This window comes from Kitasatospora sp. NPDC001132 (assembly GCF_053598415.1).
Window position 1 is genome coordinate 476,846 of record NZ_JBSFKF010000001.1, and the last position, 22,349, is coordinate 499,194.

Annotated in this window: 11 protein-coding genes; 7 read left to right on the forward strand and 4 right to left on the reverse strand. The window is 75.3% G+C overall.

What is annotated here, in order from left to right; translation table 11 throughout:
* Positions 1-6 precede the first annotated feature (6 nt).
* From ACWDBE_RS01900 to ACWDBE_RS01915, 4 genes are all read right to left on the reverse strand, one after another.
* On the reverse strand, positions 7-13,221 hold the full coding sequence (locus ACWDBE_RS01900) for a MupA/Atu3671 family FMN-dependent luciferase-like monooxygenase (RefSeq protein WP_449806908.1): 13,215 nt from the start codon (positions 13,219-13,221) through the stop codon (positions 7-9).
* Positions 13,222-13,383: 162 nt separating this feature from the next.
* The gene (locus tag ACWDBE_RS01905; protein WP_449806909.1) at positions 13,384-14,667 is read right to left on the reverse strand and encodes an MFS transporter; all 1,284 of its coding nucleotides are present in this window, start codon (positions 14,665-14,667) and stop codon (positions 13,384-13,386) included.
* A 189-nt stretch (positions 14,668-14,856) separates the two neighbouring features.
* Positions 14,857-15,024: a hypothetical protein gene (locus tag ACWDBE_RS01910; RefSeq protein ID WP_449806910.1), complete on the reverse strand. Its 168-nt coding sequence runs from the start codon at positions 15,022-15,024 to the stop codon at positions 14,857-14,859.
* A 160-nt stretch (positions 15,025-15,184) separates the two neighbouring features.
* Positions 15,185-15,643 carry a PaaI family thioesterase gene (locus ACWDBE_RS01915; RefSeq protein ID WP_449806911.1) on the reverse strand — a complete coding sequence of 153 codons (459 nt, stop codon included), beginning with the start codon at positions 15,641-15,643 and terminating at the stop codon, positions 15,185-15,187.
* Positions 15,644-16,030: 387 nt separating this feature from the next.
* On the opposite strand from ACWDBE_RS01915, the gene ACWDBE_RS01920 reads away from it, so the two are divergent.
* The 7 genes from ACWDBE_RS01920 to ACWDBE_RS01950 all read left to right on the forward strand — a co-directional run bounded on the left by ACWDBE_RS01920 (position 16,031) and on the right by ACWDBE_RS01950 (position 22,322).
* On the forward strand, positions 16,031-16,750 hold the full coding sequence (locus ACWDBE_RS01920; RefSeq protein ID WP_392877194.1) for a Phenylacetic acid catabolic protein: 720 nt from the start codon (positions 16,031-16,033) through the stop codon (positions 16,748-16,750).
* A 94-nt stretch (positions 16,751-16,844) separates the two neighbouring features.
* The gene (locus ACWDBE_RS01925) at positions 16,845-17,951 is read left to right on the forward strand and encodes a radical SAM protein (RefSeq protein ID WP_449806912.1); all 1,107 of its coding nucleotides are present in this window, start codon (positions 16,845-16,847) and stop codon (positions 17,949-17,951) included.
* Positions 17,952-18,018: 67 nt separating this feature from the next.
* On the forward strand, positions 18,019-18,273 hold the full coding sequence (locus tag ACWDBE_RS01930) for an acyl carrier protein (RefSeq protein ID WP_449806913.1): 255 nt from the start codon (positions 18,019-18,021) through the stop codon (positions 18,271-18,273).
* Positions 18,270-19,583 carry a beta-ketoacyl-[acyl-carrier-protein] synthase family protein gene (locus tag ACWDBE_RS01935; RefSeq protein ID WP_449806914.1) on the forward strand — a complete coding sequence of 438 codons (1,314 nt, stop codon included), beginning with the start codon at positions 18,270-18,272 and terminating at the stop codon, positions 19,581-19,583. Before ACWDBE_RS01930 ends, ACWDBE_RS01935 begins: the two co-directional genes overlap by 4 nt.
* Positions 19,583-20,395: an enoyl-ACP reductase FabI gene (fabI, locus tag ACWDBE_RS01940; protein ID WP_449806915.1), complete on the forward strand. Its 813-nt coding sequence runs from the start codon at positions 19,583-19,585 to the stop codon at positions 20,393-20,395. Before ACWDBE_RS01935 ends, fabI begins: the two co-directional genes overlap by 1 nt.
* On the forward strand, positions 20,392-21,357 hold the full coding sequence (locus ACWDBE_RS01945) for a beta-ketoacyl-ACP synthase 3 (RefSeq protein WP_449806916.1): 966 nt from the start codon (positions 20,392-20,394) through the stop codon (positions 21,355-21,357). The genes fabI and ACWDBE_RS01945 overlap by 4 nt, the downstream gene beginning before the upstream one ends.
* The gene (locus ACWDBE_RS01950) at positions 21,354-22,322 is read left to right on the forward strand and encodes an alpha/beta hydrolase family protein (protein WP_449806917.1); all 969 of its coding nucleotides are present in this window, start codon (positions 21,354-21,356) and stop codon (positions 22,320-22,322) included. Before ACWDBE_RS01945 ends, ACWDBE_RS01950 begins: the two co-directional genes overlap by 4 nt.
* Positions 22,323-22,349 lie beyond the last annotated feature (27 nt).

Below are 22,349 nucleotides of genomic sequence, written 5' to 3' on the forward strand. Positions count from 1 at the left end.
CCGCGCTCACAGCGTGCCCTCCTCGTAGGCCGGGGCCTGGTGCTGCTCGGCGGCCGGCTGGTGGGCGGCCATCGCGCGGACGGTCGGGCGGCGGAAGAAGTCCAGCACGCCGATCCGCAGCCCGGTCGCCTCGCGGACCCGGTTCAGCAGCCGGGTGGCGGCCAGGGAGTGCCCGCCCAGGTCGAAGAAGGAGGTCTCCACCCCGGCGGGGCGGCCGAGTTCCTCCTCCCAGAGCCGTTGGACGGTGCGCTCCAGGTCGGTGACCGGCGCGGCCTCGGGCTCGTCCGCGCCGAGCGGGCGCGGCTCCGGCAGGGCGGCGGTGTCCAGCTTGCCGTTCGTGTTGAACGGCAGCGCGTCGACGGTGGCCCAGAGGCCGGGCACCATGTAGTCGGGCAGCAGGTCGGCCAACTGGTCGGCGACCCGGGGCAGTTCGGCTTCCGGGCAGCCGACGTAGCCGGCCAGGACGGTGCCCGCCGCGGTGCGACGCGCCGTCACGGCGGCGGCGTGCACGCCGGGCAGGCCGAGCAGCACGGTCTCGATCTCACCCGGCTCGACCCGGTAGCCGCGCACCTTGACCTGGCGGTCGGCCCGGCCGAGGAACTCCAGCCGGCCGTCCGGCCGCCACCGGCCGAGGTCGCCGGTGCGGTAGGCGCGGCCGTCGGGGGTGTCGGTGAAGACGGCGGCGCTCTCCTCGTCGCGGCCGACGTAGCCGATGCCGACCTGGACGCCGAGGGCGTGGATCTCGCCGACCGCGCCGGGCGGTACCCGGCGTCCGGCGGCGTCCCGCAGCACGATCCGGCTGCCCGGGGTGGGGCGGCCGATCGGCGCGTACTCCCCGCCGTCCCGGTCGATCTCGCCGGCCGTCAGCGCGTGGGTCTCGGTCGGGCCGTAGTGGTTGATCAGCCGGCAGCCGGGGTTGCGGCGCAGGAAGGCCCGCAGCGCGGGGGTGAGCAGCACCTGCTCGCCGCCCGAGATCAGCTCCCGCAGGTGCGGCACCGGCTCCTCGCCGAGCGCGTCGGTCAGGGCGGCCAGCGGCGTGTACGGCAGGTGGATCCGCTCGGCCCGGGTGGCCCGGACGACGGCGGCCAGCGCCGTCACGTCGTAGCGGGTCTCCTCCTCGATCAGCAGCAGGGTGCCGCCGCCGGCCAGCGTGGTCAGGATCTCCTGGACGCTGACGTCGAACCCGCAGGAGGCGTACTGGAGGGTGCGGGCCGCCGGGTGGTCGGCGACGTTCCAGGCCACGAAGTGGGCCAGGGCGAGGGAGTGCATCAGCACGCCCTTGGGGCGGCCGGTCGACCCGGAGGTGTACAGCAGGTACGCGGGCGCCTGCGCCGAGGGGGCGGGCAGCGGGGGCAGCTCGACGGCGGGGTCGGCCGGGGCGGCGCCCGTGAGCACCGTCGGCACGGTCAGGCCGAGCTCCGCCGCGGCGGCGTCCGAGGTGGTGAGCAGCACAGCGGGCGCGCTGTCCTCGACGATCAGCCGGCAGCGCTCGGGGCCCTGCAGCACGTCGACGGGGACGTGGACGGCGCCCAGGCGCAGGATGGCCAGCAGCCCGGCCACCAGGTCCACCGAGCGGGGGAGCAGGACGCCCACCCGGCTGCCCTCGCGGACGCCGGCCGCCAGCAGCCGGCCGGCCAGGTCGTCCGCCCGGGCCAGCAGCGTCCGGTAGTCCGTCTCGGCGCCGTCGGGGGCGACCACGGCGGTCTGCTCGGGCCGGCCGGCCGCGGTCGCGGCGATGGTGGCCAGCGGGTGCTCGGGGTCCGGGGCGGCCGCGGGGCCGCACTCCAGGTCGGCGTCGGCCTCGGCCGCGGGCACGGCGGTGAGCTCGACGAGCGGGCGCTGCGGGTCGGCGACCGCGGCGGTCAGCAGCCGCTCGAAGGCGCCGAGCAGCCGGTCGACGGTGGCCCGCTCGAAGAGGGCCTCGGCGTACTCGACGTGGCAGCGGATGCCGTCGGGCAGGCTGGTCAGGAACAGCGTCAGGTCGAAGGCGGCGCGGTCCGCCACGTGGTCGAGCGGGCGGGCCGTCACCCCGGGCAGGTCCAGCTCGAAGACCATGTGGTTCTCGAACTCGACCATGACCTGGAACAGCGGGTTGCGGCTGGTGTCGCGCTCCGGGTTCAGGTCCTGCACCAGCACCTCGAAGGGCGGCTGCTGGTGCTCGTAGGCGTCCAGCGCGGTGGAGCGGACCCGGCCGAGCGCCTCGGCGAAGGCCGGCTCGCCGGACAGGTCCAGGCGCAGCGCCAGGGTGTTGACGAAGAACCCGACCAGGTCCTCGGTGCCTTCGGTCCGGTTGGCCACCGGGGTGCCCAGCACGATCTCGTCCTGGCCGGCGTAGCGCTGCAGTACGGCGGCGAAGCCGGTCAGCAGCACCATGAACAGGGTGGAGCGCCTGGAGCGGGCCAACTCCTTCAGGCCGTCGGAGAGTTCGGCGGGCAGATGGTGCACGAAGGAGCGGCCGCGGCCGTCCGGCACCGCGGGGCGCGGCCGGTCGGTGGGCAGGGCCAGCACCGGCAGGTCGCCGCCGCCGAACACCTTGCGCCAGTAGGCGAGGCTCTCGTCGTACTCGCCGGCGGCCACCCGGGCCCGCTCCCGGGCGGCCTCGGCGGCCGGGCCGGTGGCGAGCACCGGCAGCCGGGCGGCCCGGTCCTCCCGGGCGGCCAGGTAGAGCTCGCCCAGCTCGCGGGTGATCACCACGGTGGACAGGGTGTCGATCACGATGTGGTGCATCGACAGCACCAGGACGTGCCGGTCGGCGTCCCGCTCCAGCAGCAGGGCCCGGAACAGCGGGCCCTCGGCCAGGTCGAAGCGGTGCGCGCCCTCGGCGGTGACCAGGTCGGCGACGGCGTCCGGTGAGGCCGCGTCGGCCGTGACCCGCTGCAGCACCGGGCCGGTGGGCGGCGCCAGCACCTCCTGGAACGGTTCGCCGTCCTGCTCCCGGAAGACGGTGCGCAGCGCGACGTGGCGCTCGACCAGCCCGCGCAGCGCGGCGTCCAGCGCCTCCGGGTCGAGCGGGCCGTCCAGCTCGATCGCCTTGACCTCGTTGTACTGTCCGCCGTCGGGCAGCATCCGGTGCAGGAACCACATCCGCTGCTGGGCGTAGGACAGCGGCGCGCCGCGCTGGGTGTCCCGGCGCAGGACGTCGAGCTGCGGCAGTCCGGCTGCGACCAGCTCGGGGGAGAGCCCGAAGTCCACGAAGGCGGCGATCTCGTCCGCGCCGGCCGCCCGCAGCTCGGAGAGCACCCCCTGGACGCTCTCCGGGGTGCCGATCAGCGCGCGGGAGGCGCAGTACCGCTCGTACGCGCGCTCCAGCACGAACTCCAGGTCGTCCTCGCGGGCGTTCTTGAAGTCCAGCGTCAGGCCCAGGCTGTTGGCCATCTGCCCGAACAGCGACAGCGAGGAGCGCAGGTAGTTGCAGAACGGCCGGTAGGCCTGCTCGCGCGCGGTGGCCAGGTCGGTGCCCAGGTAGGTGTGGACCAGCACGACCACCCGGCCGGCCTCCGGGTCGAGGCCGTGCTCGGCCCGGGTGCGCCGGTAGATCGCGATGTTCTCGGCCAGCTGGGCGACGTCCTGGGTCATCAGGTTGGTGATGACGCCCAGGTCGTGCCGGGCCGCCTCGCGGAAGCTGTCCGGGTTGCCGACGATCGCGGTGAACATGGGCGGCAGGTCCTGCAGCGGGCGCGGGTGGAGGGTCACCTCGATCGGCTCGCCGTTGCCGTTGCGGCCCCGGTACGGCTCACCGCGCCACAGCGCCCGGACGGTGTCGATCTGCCGGTGCATCAGCTCCTTGTGGCTGCCGTAGTTCTCCGGGAAGAACAGGAAGTCGTTGGGGTGCCAGCCGCTGGCGCAGCCCAGGCCGACCCGGCCGCCGGACAGGTTGTCGACCACCGACCACTCCTCGGCGACCCGCACCGGGTGGTGCAGCGGCAGCACGGCGCAGCCCGCGTTCAGCCGGATCCGGCTGGTCTCCCGGGCCAGGGCGGCGGCCAGTACCGAGGGGTTGGGGAAGATGCCGCCGAAGGAGTGGAAGTGGCGCTCCGGCAGCCAGACGGAGTGGAAGTCGTTGCGGTCGGCGAAGCGGGCGCTCTCCAGGACGATGCGGTACTTCTCGTCCTCGGGGGAGTCCAGCGGGTAGTCGCCGAAGAAGTAGAGGCTGAAGTCCACCGGCCGCTGCGGGTCGCTGACCGGCTGGTACGGAATCGGCTCGGCCTGGATGCGCACGGTCTGCGTGGGGACGGGGAGTTCGGCGGCCGGCCGCGGGGCGGGCAGGCGGACGCCGGGCGAGGCCGGGAAGAAGCCGCCGCGCCGCAGGTCGCGCAGTGACTCGCGGACCGCGTCGATCACGAACTCCACGTCGCCGTCGGTGTGGGCGGTGGAGAGGAAGAAGTTGCGCCACTCCCACACGTAGACCCCGCGGGTCAGCAGGTGCGGGAAGAGCAGCTCCATGTCGGCCCGGGGCTCGAAGCGGAAGAGCGAGCCGAAGTGGGCCAGCCGCAGCGGGAACTCCTCCTCCTCGAAGAAGCCGTTCAGCGTGGCGGCCAGTTCGTCGGTGCGGGCGTTCAGCCGCTCCTGGAGGCCGGGGCCGGCCGACTTGAGGTGGCGCAGCACCGCGCCCGCGGCGGTCATCGCCAGCGGGTGCTGGATGTAGGTGCCGCCGAAGAAGGTGGTGTCCTTGGGCGGGTAGCTGTCGTCGCCGTAGTCCCAGTGCCCGCCGTCGATCCCGTCCAGGATGTCGGCCCGCCCGGCGATCGCGCCGATCGGGTAGCCGCCGCCCAGCACCTTGCCGTAGGTGGAGACGTCCGGGGTGACGCCCCAGAAGCCCTCGGCGCCCCGCAGGTGGGGCCGGAAGCCGGTGAGCATCTGGTCGAAGACCAGCACGATGCCCAGCCGGGTGGTCAGTTCACGCAGCGAGCGGACGAAGTCGACGGGCTGGCGTCCGGGGTGGCGGCTCTGCACCGGCTCGACCAGGACGGCGGCGATCCGGTCGCCGTGCTCCTCGATGACCTTGAGGCTCTCCGGGTCGCCGTACCGCAGCACCAGCAGGTCGGCGACCGCGCTGCCCGGGATGCCGATGGACACCGGGACGGTCTCCCGGTCGGCGCCGTGGCCCAGCGTCCGGCCCAGGGTGTGGTCGAAGTGGCCGTGGTACGAACCCTCGAACATGACGATCTTGTCCCGGCCGGTGTACGCGCGGGCCAGCCGGATCGCCCCGGCGTTCGCCTCCGTACCGGAGTTGGCGAAGGCGACCCGCTCGGAGCCGGTCAGCTCGGCCAGCAGCTCGGCGGCCTCGCCGGTCTCCGGACCGCGCGGGCCCAGCCGCAGGCCGGAGGCCAGGTGCTCGCGGACGGCCTCGGAGACGAACTCCGGGTCGTGGCCGAAGAGCAGGACGCCGAAGCCCATGGTGATGTCGACGTACGGGTTGCCGTCGACGTCCTCCAGCCGGGAGCCCCGGGCGCTGCGGGCGGCGAGCGGGTAGAGCATCTCCTTGGTGCCGGAGCGGAAGCCGACCACGGCGCGGCTGTCCGCCAGGGTGCGGCGGTGGCGGCGGGTGATCGCCTTGGAGGCGGTGGTGCGGGCGGTGAAGCGGGCGACCAGCTCGTCCACGTGGGCGCGCTGCTGGTCGGTGAGGCCGCCGGAGGCCATGCCGGACTCGCGGGAGACCGTCACCCGGGGGCCGTGCACCTGCGGGGCGGCGGGTACCTCGGCGGCGGGGGCTTCGACTGCGACTGCGGGGGCGGGCGCGACCGCGGGTGCGGCTGCGGCTGCGGCGGCCGGGGACAGGGCGGCGGGCGTGGGTGCCGGCGGGAGGACTGCGGGCGCGGGCGTGCCGCCGGCCAGCAGGCCGAGCTGGTCGCGCATCAGGTCGGAGAACTGGCCGAGCAGCGCGAGCTGGCGCTCGATCAGGCCGGTGCCGTCGGTCACCGGGGGCAGCGCGGCGGCGGCCGGCGGGGCGACGGCGGGTGCGGCGAGGACGGGCTGGGGCGCCGGGGCCTGGACGGGCGCCGGGACGGTTCGGACAACCGGGGCGGCCGGGGCGGCCTGGGTGGCCTGGACAACCGGAGCCGTCGGCACGGCAGTCGGAGTCGCGACAGGCGCGACAGGCGCGGGCGCGGGCTCGGGGGCCGCCACGGGCTCCGGTTCGGCGGCCGGCAGCAGCGTGGCCAGCACCGCCGGCTCCAGCCGGGAGGCGATCAGCCCGGCCAGCCGGGCCGGGGTGTCGGCTGCCTCGAACAGCTCGCGCATCGACACCCGCACCCGGAACGCGCGCTCCAGGTCCCGGATCATGTTGATCATCGAGAGCGAGTCGGCGCCGAGGTCGAAGAAGGGCTCGTCCGCGCCGACCGAGGCCTCGTCGTAGCCGAGCTGGCGGGCCGTCTGCTCGACGACCTGCCGCAGCACGGCCTGCTCGGCGAGCTCCTCGGGGCTCGGCATCGGTGCCGAGACGGGTGCAGAGGCGGGTGCGGCGGCCGGTGTCAGGGCCGGTGCGGTGGCCGGTTCTTCGGCCGGCGCGGTCTGCTGGGGTGGGTCCTGGCGCATGGCGGGGTCCTCGGTGGTCGGCCGGGCAGGGGCGGTGAACCAGTGGCGGCGGCGTTGGTAGACGGTGGTGGGCAGCGGGACGCGGCGGGCCGGTCCGTCCGGCCAGTCCCGGGCGGCGGCGAAGCGGGCCCAGTCGAGCGGGACACCGTGCGACCAGAGCGCGACCGCGGCGGCGTCGAACTGCTGCTCCGGCGAGGCGCCGCGCCGGCCGCCGGCGACGAAGTGGCGCTGGGGAAGTTCCCGGCGGCCCATGCCGGTCAGCGTCGGGTGCGGGCCGATCTCCAGGTACAGCTCGTGGCCCTGCCCGTCCAGGGCGGCGAGCACCTGGTCGAACCGGGCGGTCTCCCGGGTCTGCCGCAGGAAGTACTCGGGCGTCGGGACGGTTCCGGGCTCCAGCACCTCGCCGCCGAGGTTGCTGACCAGCGGTACGGCCAGCGGCCGCAGGCGCAGCCGGGCCAGCTGGTCGCGGAACGGGTCGAGCACCGGGTCGAGCAGGCGGGAGTGGAACGCCCGGTCGGTGGCGAGCCGCTCGGTGGTCACCCCGTCGGCGGCCAGCACGGCCTCGGCGGCGGCGATCTCGCGCGGCGGGCCGGCCAGCACGCACTGGCCGCTGCCGTTGACCACGGCCAGGTCCACGCCCGGGAGCCAGTCGTCCAGCCCGGACAGCCGGTCCAGGCCCGCCGAGACCACCGTCATGGCGCCCGGCTCGCTCAGCCGGTGCATCAGCCGGCCGCGCAGCGCGGTCAGGAACATCCCGTCGGCCAGGTCGAGCGCGCCGGCCGCGTGGAAGGCCGCGTACTCCCCGGCGCTGTGCCCGGCGACCGCCGCCGGACGGACCCCGAGCTCCTGCCAGAGCCGCAGGTAGGCCGCCTGGAGGGCGAACAGTGCGGGCTGCGCCGCCTCGGTGGTCCAGCTGTCCTCGGCATCCCGGGGTGCGGGGTCGAGCAGCAGCGGCAGCAGCGGCTCGTCCCAGTTCGCGCGGTGCAGCCGGTCGCACTCGTCCAGGACGGCGCGGAAGACCGGGAAGGCGTGGTACAGCTCGGCGGCCATGCCCCGGTACTGGGCGCCCTGGCCGGTGAAGAGCAGCACCGGCCGGATCTCGCCGCGGCCCGTCTCGCGGTGGGCCGCGCCGGCGGTGGGCCGGCCCGCCAGGAAGGCGTCCAGGGCCTTGCGCAGGGCCGCCGGGTCGGGCCCGGTGACGGCCAGCCGGTGGCGCAGCGCGCGGCGGCCGGCGCCGAGGGTGAGCGGCAGGTCGCCGGGGGCGAGGGCCGGTTCGGCGTCCAGCCGCTCGCGGAGCAGCCCGGCCAGCTCGGTCAGGCCCTGGGCGGTGCGGGCCGACAGCGGCAGCACGGTCGGGGCCGGCCGCGGTGCGGGCACCGTCGCGGCGGCGGCCGGGGCCTGCTCCAGCACCAGGTGGGCGTTGGTGCCGCCGACACCCAGCGCGCTGACCCCGGCCCGGCGCGGGGTGGGGCCGTCGGGCCAGTCCCGGCGCTCGGCGGCGAGCCGGAACGGACTGCCGGCCAGTTCCAGCGCCGGGTTCGGGCTGGTGAAGTTCACCAGTGGCGGGATGGTGCCGTGCCGGAGCACCAGCAGGGCCTTGATCAGGCCCGCCAGGCCGGCGCAGGTGTCCAGGTGGCCGATGTTGGGCTTGACCGAGCCGAGCGAGCAGAAGTCGGCGGCCTCCGTCCGGGCGCGGAACGCCTGGGCCAGCGCCCGGAACTCGATCGGGTCGCCGAGCGGGGTGCCGGTGCCGTGGGCCTCGATGTAGCCGATGCTGTCGGCCGGTACGCCCGCGAGGTCCAGTGCCCGGCCGACCACCGCGGCCTGCCCGTCCACGCTGGGCGCGGTGTAGCCGACCTTCCGGCCGCCGTCGTTGTTGACGGCCGAGCCCAGGATCACCCCGTGGATGGTGTCGCCGTCGGCCAGCGCCCGGTCGAGGCGCTTGAGCAGGACGGCGGCGACGCCGTTGCCTCCGACCGTGCCGCCCGCCTCGGCGTCGAAGGCGCGGCAGGCGCCGTCGGGGGAGAGGATCGACCCCTCCTCGTAGCGGTAGCCGGTGGCCTGCGGGATGTGCAGGGCGGCGGCCCCGGCCAGCGCCAGCTCGCAGTCGCCCGCCAGCAGGGACTGCACCGCCAGGTGGACCGCGACCAGCGAGGTGGAGCAGGCCGTCTGCACGCCGATCGCCGGACCGGTCAGGCCCAGCCGGTAGGCGACCCGGGTGGCGGCGAAGTCCGCCTGGTTGCCGATCGCGGTCTGCAGGGCGGCGACCGGCTCGGTCGGGTCGGCGGTGGTGGCCAGGGCGTGCTGGTAGTAGGTGCGCAGCGCGTACAGGGTCATCCCGGTGCCGGCGAAGACCCCGACCCGGCGCTCCGGGTCCGGCGCGTCGTAGCCGCCGTCCTCCAGGGCCTGCCGGCAGATCTCCAGCAGCAGGCGCTGCTGGGGGTCCATCAACGCGGCCTCGGCGCCGCTGATGCCGAAGGCCTCGGCGTCGAACCGGTCGATGTCGGTGAGCGCGCCGGTGACCGGGACGAAGTCGGGGTGGCGGTACTCCTCCGGGCGCAGCCCGGCGGCCGCCAGCTCCTCCTCGGTGAAGCGGGTGGTGCTCCGGACGCCCTCGACGATGTTCCGCCAGTACTGCTCGGGGGTGTCGGCGCCCGGCAGGCGCAGGGCCAGGCCGACGATCGCCACCCGGCGGTCGTCGCCGGGGCCGGCGGGGTCGGTTCCGGGGGAGACGAGCGGGGCGGTGGGCGCGGCCGGCTCGGCGGCCAGGTGGGCGATCAGTGCGTCCACGGTGGGGTGGCGGAACAGCTCGGTGGGCGCCGGGGGCGTGGGCAGCGCGGCGCTCAGTGTGCCGTGGACCCGCATCAACTGCAGGGAGCCGATGCCGAGTTCGGCGAGCGGGCGGCCCGGGTCCAGTGGGGTGTCGAGGACCGACTCGAAGGCGTCCAGGACCAGCCGGCGCAGCCCCGACGGCGCGGCCCGCTCGGGCTCGGGCCGTACGGCGGGCGGGGTTCCCGGGGTCGTGGCGGACGGCGCGGGCGTGGTGGGCGCGGCCGGCGCGGCGGCGGTGACCGGGCGGGGCGCGGTGGCGAGCAGCCGGCGCCGGGCGGCGGGGGAGCTCGGGTCCGGGCCCGCGTACCGGTGGCCCGGGGCGCCGGCCAGCAGCAGCGCGGCGAGCCGGCGGCCGTGCGCGGCGCTCAGCACGGCGATGCCCCGTCCGGCGGCGGCCTGCTCGTTCTCCGTGTCGCGGTTCATGCCGATCCCGCTCCACAGGCCCCAGGAGATCGTCCAGGCCGGGGTGCCGGTCTCCCGGCGCAGCCGCTCGACGGTGCTCTCCAGGTAGCGGTTGGCCGCGGCGTACCCGGTGGAGCCGACCGCCTCCTGGAGGCCGATCATCGAGGAGAAGGCGACGAACTGCGCCCCGGGCCGCTGCCGGACCAGCTCGACGAGGTGGTCGGTGCCCTCCGTCTTGGTCCGCAGGGCCTCCCGCCAGCCCTCGGTGTCGGTGTCGGCGAGCAGCGCGAGGCGGTAGCCGCCGGCCAGGTGGAGCACACCGTCCAGCGGCGCCCGCCACTCGCGCTCGGCCTCGGCGATCACCTCCGCCAGCTGCCGACGATCCGTCACATCGGCCTGGCGGTAGGTGACCTGCCCGCCCTGGGCGGCCAGTCGGCGCAGCGCGGCCCGGCGTTCGGCCGCCTCGGCGGTCGGGGCGTCCAGGTCGCTCCGGCCGACGATCAGCAGCCGGGAGCCGTACTCGCGCAGCAGCCCGGGCAGCAGCTCGGCGGCGATCCCGCCGAGGCCGCCGGTGACCAGGTAGTGGGCGCCGGGGGTGAGCAGCGAGCAGCCCGCCTCGCCGGGGGCGGCGGCCTCGACCGGTCCCAGCCGGGGGACCCACGGGCGGCCCGCGCGCCAGGCGGCCTCGGGCTCCTGCCGGGGGTCGGCCAGCAGGGCGAGCAGCGCGGCGGCCTGGTCCGTGGCCGGCGCGTCGCCGGGCAGGTCGAGGTGTCGGGCGGCGGGCACCAGCTGCTCGGCCCGTGCCCCGGCGGTCAGCGCGGCCGTCAACGCTCCCTGTGGGCTGGGGAGTTCACCGGGGAGGACGGCGTGCAGTCCGGCGCTGACGGAGACCAGCTCGCGGACCGGTGCCCGGCCCGGGAGCGCCCGCAGCAGGGCGAGCAGTGCCTCGTCCGGGCGGGCCGAGCCGTCGTCGCCGCCGGTCGCGCTCCACAGGTAGACCAGCCGGTCGGCCGTCCCGTCGCCGAGGGCCCGCAGCCACTCCTCGGGGTCGGCGGTCGGCGGGTGGTCCACCACCCGGGCGTTCGGCAGGGCGGCGGCCAGGGCCTCGGTGAGGGTGCCGGGGCCGGACGGGCCGAGCAGCAGGATCGTTTCCTCTGCCGTGGCTTCCTCGGCCACCGGTTCGACCGGGGCCTCCGCCGCAGGGCGGGCCTCCCAGCCGAGTTGCCGTACGCAGTCCGGAAGTGTCCGGGAGTTGGCCTCGGCCAGGTCCAACGCCACGATGTGGTCGTCGAGTTCGCCGTCCAGCAGGCGGCCGCGCAGCGCGGTGCGCTGGATCTTGCCGCTGGTGGTGCGCGGGAACTCGGCCGCCGGGACGGGGAGCACCAGGGCGGGCGCCGGCTGCCGGCGGGCCGCCAGCACCTGCCGCACCTCGGCGGCGACGGGCGGCGCGGCGGCGTCCGGGTCGCTCGGGACGTAGGCGATCACCAGCTGCTCGGTACCGGTGCGCTCGTCCGGCACCCCGAAGGCCGCGACGTGCCCGGAGCGCACCCCCGCCACCGAGGCCACCACGTCCTCCAGCTCGTGGCAGAAGTAGTGCACGCCGTTGACGATGATGATCTCCTTGCGACGGCCGGTGAGCACCACCTCGCCGTCGACCAGGAAGGCCAGGTCCCCGGTGTCGAACCAGCCGTCGCCGACGAAGGCCTCCCGGTTGGCGGACGGGTTGTTCAGATAGCCCGGCGTCACCCGGCCGGAGTGCACCTGGAGCCGTCCGACCCGCAGCTCGGGCAACGCCCGTCCGGCGTCGTCGGCCACCCGGATCCGGGTGCCGGTCGCGGGCCGTCCCATGCTGAGGAAGGCGGTGCCGCGCTCCGTCGAGTCCGGGTCGGCGGGCTCCAGCCGGCCGGTCAGCGAGTCGGTGCGCACCAGTCGGCGGGCGCCGTCCTCGTGGTAGCGCTTGTAGGTGATCGCCGTACAGGTCTCGGCCATGCCCCAGGCCAGCAGCAGGTGCTCCGGGCGGACGCCGAACGGGGCGGTGGCGGCCAGGAACTCGTCCAGCACCGCCTCGGTGCACTGCTCCCCGGCGTTGATCAGCGACTTGACCGCGGACAGGTCCCAGTGGCGGTCCGGCCCGGCGGCCCGGACGGCCTCGGCGACCAGCCGGTAGCCGAAGTTGGGCGACCAGGAGTGCGCCGCCCGGTAGTGCTCCAGCGCGTCCAGCCAGACCAGCGGGTCGGCGAGCACGAGTTCGGTGGGGATCTGCACCTGGTCGGCGGCCAGTACGACGTCGCGCAGGTGGAACATCAGCAGCCCGGCGACGTGGTCCAGGGGCAGCCAGTTGACCGTGGTGTCGGCCGGGTCGTTGCCGGTGGCGACGGAGCCCGCCACGTACTCCAGGATGCCGCGGTGGGTGATCTGCACGGCCTTGGAGCGCCCGGTGCTGCCGGAGGAGAGCTGGAGGAACGCGATGTCGCCGGGGTCGGGGGCGTGGGCGGGGGCGGGCTGGTGGACGGGCTGGTCCACGGCGGGCCGGTCGACGGCGATCACCCGTAGGCCCGGCGCCGGGTACAGCTCCCCGAGCCGCTCCAGGCCGGCCACCGCCGGTCCGCAGGCGAGGACCGGCGGTTCCTCCAGGGTCTGCCAGGCGTGCCAGAGCTTCTCCAGGACGGGGTTGCGCTCGTGGTAGTCCGGCGGGCGGGCGACCGTCACCGGCTGCACCCCGCCGAGCAGGCAGGCCCACAGCGCGGGGAAGTAGAACTCCGGTTCCGGGACCTGGAGGATCGCCCGGTCCCCGGTGCGCAGCCCGGCGGCGGTCAGCGCGGCGAGGATCTCGCGTGCCCGGGCGAGGAGTTGACGGTAGGTGAGCCTGGTCGCCTCGCCACCCGCCCGGACCAGGTGCAGCCCGCGGTCGGGGTGCAGCTCGGCGGCGCGCAGCAGCGCCTCGGGCAGGGTCCGGGGCGCGTCCGGTGCGGGGACGGGCAGGGGGGTGCCGACGGCCTCCGTGCCGGGCTCCTCGGCTGCGGCCGCCGGCTCCGCCGGCTCCGTCGAGTCCGTCGGGGCGGCGCTCGCGACGGGCGAGGCCGTCGCCTCGCCGAACGGGCGCCAGCGGTCGGTGAGTTCGCGCAGGTGGCGCAGTGCCGGGCCGGGTGCGGCGGGTTCCCGGCGGAGCGCCGCGGCCAGTGCGGCGGCGTCGGGCTCGCCCTCGGCGGTGCGGACGATGCCGTCCAGGACGTGCACTTCGGCGCTCGGGTCGGCGTCCAGCAGCGCCGCGGCGGCCCGGCGGCGCAGGGCCTCGGGGTCGCCGTCGACGGCGGGTACCAGGTAGGCGAGCAGGCCCGGTCGGCCGCTCTCGTGCTCGACGGGCAGCAGCGCGCAGTCGGCGATCTCGGGGTGCAGCAGCAGTCTGGCTTCGAGGGTGCGCAGCCGGCCGTGGTCGGGACCGGTGGGGCTCATGAGGTTCGGCACCTTTCGGATCGGTGCCGGGGCGCGGGTGTGGGCCGCCCCGGGGCAGGGAGGGGTGCGGAGACGGGTGGCGCGGACGGCGCGGGGGCGCCGGGGTGCGGAGCAGCGGCGGTGCGGGGTGAAGTGGTGCGGAGGCGTGCTCGGGAGGCGTGCTCAGCGGCGGCGGGTGCGGGAGACCAGTACCAGGAAGCCGAGCGCCAGCACGATCGGGACGGCGTGGGAGACGCCGACCACGGTCAGCGGGCTGAGCAGCGCCAGCAGCGAGCCGCTCAGCAGCATCCCGGTGCCCATGCCGACGTTCTCGGCGGAGGCGAGGATGCCGAAGGCCTCCCCGCGCCGCTCGTCGGCGAGCGCCTGGATCCGGGTGGTGTAGGAGATCTCGGTGAAGCCGTCGCCGAGGCCGGCGCCGATCGCGACCGCCAGGAACAGCGGGGTCGGCAGGTCGGTGAAGACGAGGATGAAGCAGGCGGACATCAGGCAGGTGCCCAGCGCGAAGCCGCGCTCGCCGGGTTCGATGCCGCGCCGCAGCATGAACCGGGAGACCAGCTGCTGGGCGGCGAGGTTGCCGATCGCCCAGGTGGCCCAGAAGGTGCCGAGCAGCGCGGCCGGGTTGCCGGGGGAGGACTGGTTGGCGAACACCGGCAGGCTGATGTTGTGGGCGGCCGAGCCGAAGGCGTCCAGCAGCCGGATGCCCGCCATGGCGCCCACCACCGGGGTGGCCCGCAGGACGATCAGTGCCTGCCAGCGGCGCCGGCGCTCCTTGGCCGTCGGCGCGGGTCGCTCCGCCTCCGCCGCGGGCTGCCCCGACTCGGCCGCGGGCGCGTCCGCCGGTGCGGCGCGGGTGGGCAGCGGCAGCCGCAGCACCAGCGCGCCGAACAGGACGAAGCTGGCCGCGTCGATGAGCAGCGCGGCGCGGAAACCGGCCCAGGCCACCACCACGCCGGCGGAGGCGAATCCGAGCACCATCGCGGTCGAACGGCAGCTCGCCATCAGGCTGTTGGCGCGGGCGCGGCGGTCGGCGCCGACCATCTCGGGGATGCTGGTGCGCAGGGCGACGGCGCAGACCGCGGCCGCGCCGCCGAGGATCAGGGCGAGCGGGTAGAGCACGGGAATGCGCGCCGAGGCCGGGGCGAGGGCGACCACGACCAGGGCCAGCGCCTGGGCCGCGGCGCAGCCCGTCATCAGCCGGCGGCGGTCCAGTCGGGCGACCAGCCGCCCGGCGACCAGTCCGCCGCCGAGGCCGCCGACCAGCCGTAGGACCAGGTACCCGGCGGTGCCGAGCGCGTTCCCGGCGGCCTCGTAGGCGAACAGGCTCAGCGCGACCAGGTCGAGCTGGCTCCCGTACGTGGAGAGGGCGTCGCCTGCGGCCAGCCGGTAGAAGACCCGGGGCAACTTGCTCGCGGGCTGGTGCGGTGCTTCGACTGCGGTGTCCGGCACGGTAGTCCCCCCGGGCACGCCATATATGGCGGTTCAGTGTGACATTGCACCGCAACCTAGAGGTGAACGGGCGTTAGATCAATACTTTGATCATTCCATGTCCAAAAGATCGTGGACTCGGCCGACTTACTGTCATCTTTCGCGCCATCCTGGCCGGTTGTTGGTGTGCGGACGGGAAGGAGGCGCGGGTCAGCGGCGTCCGAAGAGCTTGCCCAGCCAGCCCTTGCCCGCGCGGCCCTGCTCGGCGCAGTCGCAGCGGGCGGACTCGGGCACTCCGGCGAGGACCTGCTCCACGTGCATCCCGCATCCGGCGAAGGTCGGCTTCCCGCAGGTGCGGCAGGCGACTCGTCGGCACATGTCGTTCTCCGTTCTCCCGGCCCCCAGGGGTCGGGGCCACCGCCCCAATATACCCCACCCCGTATTTGTGACGTCGGATTCGTCCCGCCGTCGGGGTCGGAGCGACGGCTGTGCGGACGGGGCCGGAGAGGGGGGACGGGGCCGGAAAGGGGGAGTGCCGTCAGGCCGTCCCGGGCCGGGCCGGCGGGATCGCGTAGGTCAGCGTGGCGGTGGCCACCAGGACGTCGTCGGCGTCCAGCAGCTCGGCCAGCACCACGCACAGCCGCCGCCCGAACTTGGCCGTCCTGGCGTGCACGCGCAGCGCCCCCGGCCTCGGCCGGTTGAGGAAGCTGATCTGCAGCGAGCTGGTCAGCGCCATCAGGGTGGGCCCGAGCCGGGCGTTGATCAGCAGGAACGCGGCCAGGTCGCAGAGGCCGGCCTGCTCAGGGCCCGAGACGGTGCCGCCCGGGCGGACGCGCAGCCGGTCGCCGTCCACCGCCATGGTCAGGGCGCGGCCGTCCACCTCGGTCACCCGGCAGGCGGCGTAGTCGGGGAACTGGTCGGCGATCAGGGCATTGAGCCGGCCGGGGCCCAGGAGGACGTCGACGGTGGCGACCGCCGTGTTCGCGTCGGTGGTCATGGGGGTCAGCGTAACCGTCGGTCCGGCGGTGCGCCCGGGGCGCTCCAGGCCTGCTTCCGGCCAGCTTCGTTCGCCGTGGTCAAACGCCAAGATCCGTTGAGGGAAGGGGAATCGCGCATGTCGTGCGGGTGCCGGCATGGCCGGAACCAGCCGCTCCGGAGGCCCCGGATGGCCGGATCCGCTCGGCATGATTCGTGAGGGACCTTGTTCGGCCCAAAATGCAGCACCTACGCTCCGAGCAAGTTCAGCGGAGCCGGTGTGGAGCTCCGCCGGCCGCTGGGGGGCGGCGTCTCTTTCCTTGCGGTCGTCATCGAGGGCCTCGGCGGAAGCGGGCCCCCGGCTGCCCACCCGCGTCCGTGTCCTGCTTCAGAAACGGGGTGTCGCGCCATGGGGATTTCCATTCCGGACGACGAGGCGGTGGTGGTCCGCACGCCCGACGAGTTCCTGGCGATGCCGGAGGAGTACCGCGAGATCGCGATCCGCGGCATGGTGGTCAACACCGAAGGGGAGCTCTCCGGCGGCGACGACTACGTGCAGGTCTTCCTGCCGCTGGCCCCCGACGCGGAGGAGCGGCAGGTCTGCGCCGAGCGCGCCGCCGAGGAGTACGACCACTACAAGATCGGCAAGCGGGTCCTCGCCGAGGTCGGCGTGGACACCAGCTACATGGAGACGCAGACCCTGGCCGAGCGGAACCTGTTCCGCGCCCAGGAGTTCCACAACTGCACCACCTGGGCCGAGCGCGGGATCTTCTCCTACATCGGGGAGGAGACGGCGATGGTGATGATCTCCGAGTTCGCGCAGAGCAGCTACCGGCCCTGGGCGGACGCGGTGCGCACCATCATCCTCGACGAGAAGGTGCACATCGCCCACGGCGCCCGGGTGTGCCGCAACCTCGCCGCCACCGACGACGGCCGCGAGCAGCTCCAGCAGGCCCTGGACCGGCTGTGGCCGACCTTCGTCCGGATCTTCGGCAGCCCGCGCTCCGAGCGGGCCAAGCTGGCCGTCCGCTTCGGCCTGCGCCAGACCACCAACGGCGAGGCCTGCGACCTGTGGCGGGAGAAGGTCACCCCGCGGATCAAGAACCTGGGTCTGCGCCTCCCGGAGTAGGGGGTGTCCGACGATTCCCGCCGGGTGCGCCGCCGATCGTCGGACACGCCCACCGCACCACGCCGATCCCGCGACTCCGAGGAGCCCACCGCCCATGGCAACACCCGTCACCATCGAACGCCGCCCGCTGAGCCGACGCGAGGCCAAGGCCCGCACCGCCGAACTCATCGCCGACCGGCCCGACCTGGCCGAGCGCCTGCACCGGCTGCGCCGGCTGGGCCGCGAGGTCCGCTCCTGCGAGGTCCACCTCACCAACACCTGCAACATCCGCTGCAAGGGCTGCTGGTACTTCGAGGGCGGCTTCGACACGGCCGTCAGGGAACTGTCCGACCTGGACCGCATCCGGGCCTTCGCCCGGAAGCTCGCGGACGACGGCGTCAACCAGGCCACCCTGATCGGCGGCGAACCCACCCTCGTCCCGCGCCGGATCGAGGCCTTCGTCGAACAGCTTCCGTACGTCACCATCTCCACCAACGGCCTGCGCCCGATGCCCAGACAGGGCTTCGAGGAGATCGCCATCGCGGTCAGCATCTTCGGCGGCGGCCCGCTCGACGACGACCTGCGCGCGATCCGGGTCAACGGCTCGAAGTTCACCGGCCTGTTCGACACCGCGCTCTCGCACTACCGCGACGACCAGCGGGTGCTGTTCATCTACGCGCTCTCCGAGGCCGGGGTCGAGCACATCGAGCCCACCGTGCGGAAGATCGCCGAGAACGGCAACATCGTCACCTTCAACTTCTACAGCGAGCACGGCACCGAGACCCCGCTGAGGATCGCCGACGAGCGGCGGGTGCTGGACGAGGCCCTGCGGGTCAAGGAGCTGTACCCGCAGGCGGTGGTGAGCCACCCGTACTTCATCCGGACCCTGGTGACCGGCCGGACGCACTGGGGCGGCAGGTTCGGCTACGACGTCTGCCCCAGCCTCAGCGTCGACGCCCCCGAGCACGAGGACCGCGTCGCCAACGGCAACCCGGTCATCCCCGGCTTCAACGTCTGGGGCGCCGACTACGAGTCGCTCCAGTTCTGCTGCACCTCCGGCGACTGCGGCGGCTGCCGGGACAGCCAGGCCGTCTACAGCTGGTTGGTGGTCAGCGCCAACCGCTTCCTGGACGACGCGGCCCGGCTGGAGCAGTGGCTGGACATCGCCGAGAGCTACTGGCGGCAGTGGCACTGGGCCCCGTACCACGCCACCAAGGCCTGAGCCCCCACAGCCACCCGCCCCGTATCCCCCGCACCGCCACCGCCGCCCCGCGCGGACGAGGAGAGCCATGCCCGACACACCGGACCGCACCGCCATCGAGACCTTCGTCGTCGACGCCCTGGTCGACCTCGGCGTCGACCGCGAGGGCATCGTCGACGACGCCGCCCTGGACGAGCTGGAGATCGACTCGCTCGACCTGGTCGAACTCAGCCAGTCCATCCGCAAGCAGCTGGACATCCCGGTGAAGCCCAAGGACTTCGACCAGCTGTACACCGTCGGCGAGGTGCTCGCCCTGTGCTGCCGGAAGGCCGGGCTGGAGTGAGGCCCCGGGCCGTCGTCACGGGCCTGGGCGCGGTGACCCCGCTGGGCGTGGGCGCCGAGGAACTCCACCGGCGGGCGGTGGCCGGGGAGAGCGGACTCGCCGACGGGCTCGGGCTGTGCCGGGACTTCCGGCCCGCCGACCACCTGTCGCGCCAGCAGCTCCGCCGAACCGACCGCTTCACCCAGCTCGCGCTCGTCGCCGCCGCCGAGGCCCTGGCCCAGGCGGGCTGGACGGACGGCCCGCCGCCCTACCCCGCCGAACGGATCGCCTGCGTGGTGGGCTGCGCGCTCGGCGGAACGGCCAGCTTCGAGCGCCAGGCCGAGGTGCACCGGCAGCAGGGCGGGGAGTTCGTCTCCCCGCTCATGGTGCCCGCCATGATGGCCAACGCCGCGGCCGCGCAGATCGCCCGGCAGCACGGCTTCCGCGGCGAGGCGCTCTGCCTGGCCTCCGCCTGCAGCAGCGCGACCCAGGCGATCGGCACCGCCCTGCTGCTGCTCGCCGCGGGCGCCGCCGACGCGGTGGTGGTCGGCGGCGCCGAGGCCTCCACCTCCGAACTGGTGCGGGCCGCCTTCCGTACGGCCGGCGCGCTGTCCGAGAGCGGCCGGTCGGTGCCCTTCGACCGCGACCGGGACGGCCTGCTGATCGGCGAGGGCGCCGGAATCCTGGTCCTGGAGACCGCGGCCGGCGCTGCCGCGCGGGGCGCCACCGTGCTCGGCGAGGTGCTCGGCTACGGCGCCACCTGCGACGCCCACCACCTCACCGCCCCGGACCCGACCGGCGAACCCGCGGCCCGGGCCGTCACCCTGGCCCTCGACGCGGCCGGCGTCACCCCCGGGCAGCTCGGCTACCTCAACGCGCACGGCACCGGGACCGTCCTCAACGACCGCGCGGAGTGCGAGGCGCTGCGGCTGGCCCTCGGACCGGCGGTGGAGGAGGTCCCGCTGTCCTCCACCAAGTCCGGCACCGGCCACCTCTTCGGCGCGGCCGGCGCGGTAGAGGCCATCGCCACCCTGCAGGCGCTGCGCCACGCCACAGCCCCGCCCACCGCCGGGCTGCGCCGGCCGGACGAGCGGCTCGGCCCGCTGAACCTGATCCGCCGCGCCACCCCGCTCGCCGCCCCCACCCTGCCCGGCGGCCGCCGGGTCGGGCTCTCCACCTCCTTCGGGTTCGGCGGGCACAACGCGGCCCTGGTGCTGGCGGCGGCCGAGGCACCGGCCCCGGCCGGGAGGGCCGTTGCGACCACTGCGACCACTGCAACCAGTCCAACCGGTGCAACGGGTACGACCGGTACGACGAAAGGCCAGGAGTGATGCTCGGCTTCCACGGACGCCGCTATCTGATCACCGGCGTCCTCAACCAGGACTCCATCGCCTGGCACACCGCCAGGGCGCTCCAGGAAGCCGGCGCCGAGGTCCTGCTCACCGGCTTCGGCCGGGCCCGGCGGATCACCGAGAAGGCCGCGGGCGTCCTGCCCCGCCCCACCGAGGTGCTGGAGCTGGACGTCACCCGGCCCGAGGACTTCGCCCGGCTGGCCGAGGAACTGGAACGGCGCTGGGGCGGGGTCGACGGCGTGCTGCACGCGGTCGCCGCCGCCCGGCAGACGGCGCTGAGCGGCAACTTCCTCACCACCCCGCCGGAGGCCGCCGGCCTCGCGCTGCGCACCGCGGCCGTCTCCCTGCACTCGCTGGCCACGGCCCTGGCCCCGCTGCTCGGCGCGGACGGGCGGCGCGGCAGCGTCGTCGGGCTGGACTTCGACGCCAGCGGCGCCTGGGCCGGCTACGACTGGATGGGCGTGGGCAAGGCGGCCCTCGGCGCGGTCTGCCGCTACCTGGCGATGTACCTCGGCCCGTCAGGCATCCGGGTCAACCTGGTGGCCGCCGGCCCGGTGGAGACCGTCGCCGGGCAGGCGATCAGCACCTTCGACCGGATCGCCGACCGCTGGCAGGCCGAGGCCCCGCTCGGCTGGGACCGCACCGACCCGGCCGTGGTGGTCGGCCCCGTGCTGTTCCTGCTCTCCGACCTCGCCGCCACCGTCAGCGGGGAGATCCTGCACGCCGACGGCGGGATGCACGCCGTCCGGATGGGCACCGGCCCGGCCTTCGCCGAAGGAGGCGCGGCATGACGCCCGCCATCGTCGGCGTGGGCGCCGCCCTGCCGGAACGGGTCGTGCCCAACGCGTACTTCGAGCGGATCGGCGCCTCCCCGGAGTGGATCGTCAAACGGACCGGCATCGAGGAGCGCCGCTTCCTCGCGCCGGACGGCCGGCTCGCCGACCTCGCGGTGGCCGCCGCCGAGCGGGCACTGAGGCACGCCGGGCGCGGCGCCGCCGGCATCCGGCACGTGGTGGTCGCCACCATCACCCCGGACCGGGTCACCCCCGGCGTGTCGGTGGAGGTCGCCGCCCGGCTCGGCATGCCACGGGCCACCGCCTTCGACCTGCACGCAGCCTGCGCCGGGTTCGTCTACGGCCTGGACCACGCCGCCGCGCTGATCGAGACCGGCCGGGCCGAGGCGGTGCTGGTCTGCGGCGCCGACGCGCTGACCCGGATCACCGACCACGAGGACCGCGGCACCGCGGTGCTGCTGGCCGACGGCGCCGGCGCCGCCGTGGTCGCCGACGTGCCCGGCGCGCCCGACCCGTGCTTCTCGCTCGGCAGCGACGGCGAGCAGATCCCGCTGCTCTACGCCGACCGGGACGACCGCAAGCTGCGGATGGACGGCCGGGAGGTGTTCGACCACGCGGTGGAGAAGATGTCCGCCGCCACCCGGGAGGTGCTCGACCGGCGCGGCCTGACCTGCGAGGACCTCGACCTGTTCGTCGCCCACCAAGCCAACGCCCGGATCGTGCGGGCGGTCGGCAAGGAGGTGGGGCTGCCCCCGGAGCGGCTGTACCTGAACGTCCACCGGGTCGCCAACACCTCGGCGGCCTCGATCCCACTGGGCCTGACCCACGCCCGCGAGGAGGGCCTGCTGGACGGCCCCCGGCTGCTCGGCCTCGCCGCGTTCGGGGCGGGCATCACCTGGGGCGCCGGGGTGATCGGCTGGCGGCCGGGCGCTGGGGCCGAGCGGGAGGTGCGGACGTGAGGACGCCCCGGTTCCCGGTGATCGCCGAGATCACCGCGCCCGACGGGGCCCGGCTCACCGTCCGGGCGCTGGCCCGGCCGGAGCCGGCCGCCCCGGTGGTGACCGTCCTGCCGGCGATGGGAACGGCCGCCCGGCACTACGCCCCGCTGGTCCGCGCGCTGCACGCGGCCGGCCTGAGCGTGGCCACCTGCGACCTGCGCGGCCACGGCGAGAGCCGCCCGGTGCCGCGGCGGGGGGTCGCCTTCGGCTTCCGCGAGCTGGTCGAGCACGACTTCGGGGCGGTGCTCGACGCGGTGGCCGAGGCGTTCCCCGGCGCGCCGCGCCTGCTGCTCGGCCACAGCCTGGGCGGGCAGCTGGGCCTGGTGCACTGCGGCGTCTTCCGGCCCCGGCTGGCCGGCGTGGTGCTGGTGGCCGGCGGATCGGCCTGGTACCGGACCTTCGGCGTGCGGGCGGGCCTGCGCCGACTGGCGCTGAGCCAGTTCTCGGTCGTCGCCTCGGCGGCGGTCGGCCACTGGCCGGGCGAGCGCTTCGGCTTCGGCGGCCGCGAGTCGGCCCGGCTGATGCGGGACTGGGCGCGGCAGATGCGCACCGGCCACTACCGGGCGCGCGGCGCCGTCACCGACTACGAACGGGCGCTGGCCCGGGTCGACCTGCCGGTGCTGGCGGTGGACGTCGAGGGCGACGAGCTCGCCCCGCCGCGGGCCGTCGACCACCTGTGCGCCAAGCTGCGCTCGGCTCGGCTGGAGCGCTGGAGCTACACCTCCGAGCGGGCGGACGGGCGCCCGCTGGACCACTTCCGCTGGATCCGGCACAACCGCGGGCTGGTGGAGCGGATCGCCCCGTGGATGCTCGCCGCCGCCGGTGCCGGAGACGCCGCGGGTGCGGGTGAGACGGCCGGCGCCGAAGACGCCGCGGGCGCCGGCGGTGCCGCCGGGTCGCCCGGCGGCGTCCGCCCGACCGTATGAGGATCAGACCGAGCCCCGCCGCCCCGA